Source organism: Alkalicoccobacillus murimartini, assembly GCF_030813245.1.
In the GTDB taxonomy this organism is placed as follows: Bacteria; Bacillota; Bacilli; order Bacillales; family Bacillaceae_D; genus Alkalicoccobacillus; species Alkalicoccobacillus murimartini.
This window is the reverse complement of record NZ_JAUSUA010000014.1, coordinates 1-1,112: the sequence shown is the minus strand read 5'-3', so window position 1 is coordinate 1,112 and position 1,112 is coordinate 1. Positions and strand designations below refer to the sequence as shown.

The following is a 1,112-nucleotide window of genomic DNA, read 5'->3' as shown; positions in this document are numbered from 1 at the left end:
CACAGAATGAACTGCGACTTTTTTTGTTACTATGAGATACCGTGTATCTCTTCGTACGCTTGGCTTTTGTTCAGTTTTCAAAGAACTTGTTTATCGCTGTTTTGGCGACTTTTCTATATTACCAAACCTCGTAAGGCTTGTCAACATCTTTTTTTGAAAAGATATTTGGTGGAGCCTAGCGGGATCGAACCGCTGACCTCCTGCGTGCAAGGCAGGCGCTCTCCCAGCTGAGCTAAGGCCCCATAATGAAGATGGTCGGGAAGACAGGATTTGAACCTGCGACCCCTTGGTCCCAAACCAAGTGCTCTACCAAGCTGAGCTACTTCCCGTATATATGGCGCGCCCGAGAGGAGTCGAACCTCTAACCGCTTGATTCGTAGTCAAGTACTCTATCCAGTTGAGCTACGGGCGCATATTTATTCTATGGTGCCGAGGGCCGGACTTGAACCGGCACGGTAATCACTTACCGCAGGATTTTAAGTCCTGTGTGTCTGCCCATTCCACCACCCCGGCATGAGGTAAGGACATATAAGCAAAAAAATTTGGAGCGGAAGACGAGATTCGAACTCGCGACCCCCACCTTGGCAAGGTGATGTTCTACCACTGAACTACTTCCGCAAAGAAATAATGCGGGTGAAGGGACTTGAACCCCCACGTCATAAGACACTAGATCCTAAATCTAGCGCGTCTGCCAATTCCGCCACACCCGCGTATAAAATTAAAAGTGAGCCATGAAGGATTCGAACCTTCGACCCTCTGATTAAAAGTCAGATGCTCTACCAACTGAGCTAATGGCTCATATAAATGAGAAATGTAAACTTTTACAGCAACGAAAGCAATTTACAGTGCCGGCCAGAGGACTTGAACCCCCAACCTACTGATTACAAGTCAGTTGCTCTACCAATTGAGCTAGGCCGGCTCTATGGTGGAGGATGACGGGCTCGAACCGCCGACCCTCTGCTTGTAAGGCAGATGCTCTCCCAGCTGAGCTAATCCTCCAAGGGAATATGAATATGTAAAGCCCGGCAACGTTCTACTCTCGCAGGGGGAAGCCCCCAACTACCATTGACGCAGAAGAGCTTAACGGCCGTGTTCGGCATGGGAACGGGTGT

The 1,112-nt window shown here is 49.2% G+C and carries 9 tRNA genes and 1 rRNA gene; all 10 read right to left on the bottom strand.

Features of this window, described 5'->3' with window-relative positions:
- Window positions 1–166: 166 nt before the first annotated feature.
- A tRNA-Ala gene (locus tag J2S05_RS20465) sits at window positions 167–242 on the bottom strand.
- A 10-nt stretch (window positions 243–252) separates the two neighbouring features.
- A tRNA-Pro gene (locus J2S05_RS20460) sits at window positions 253–329 on the bottom strand.
- A 6-nt stretch (window positions 330–335) separates the two neighbouring features.
- Window positions 336–412 (bottom strand) — tRNA-Arg (locus J2S05_RS20455).
- A gap of 12 nt (window positions 413–424) precedes the next feature.
- Window positions 425–513: transfer RNA gene (locus J2S05_RS20450), tRNA-Leu, on the bottom strand.
- Between the two features lie 30 nt (window positions 514–543).
- A tRNA-Gly gene (locus tag J2S05_RS20445) sits at window positions 544–618 on the bottom strand.
- 10 nt (window positions 619–628) lie between these two features.
- A tRNA-Leu gene (locus J2S05_RS20440) sits at window positions 629–710 on the bottom strand.
- Window positions 711–725: 15 nt separating this feature from the next.
- Window positions 726–798: transfer RNA gene (locus J2S05_RS20435), tRNA-Lys, on the bottom strand.
- A gap of 48 nt (window positions 799–846) precedes the next feature.
- Window positions 847–919 (bottom strand) — tRNA-Thr (locus J2S05_RS20430).
- A gap of 4 nt (window positions 920–923) precedes the next feature.
- Window positions 924–999: transfer RNA gene (locus J2S05_RS20425), tRNA-Val, on the bottom strand.
- 21 nt (window positions 1,000–1,020) lie between these two features.
- Window positions 1,021–1,112 (bottom strand): 5S ribosomal RNA (rrf, locus tag J2S05_RS20420); the annotation flags it as partial.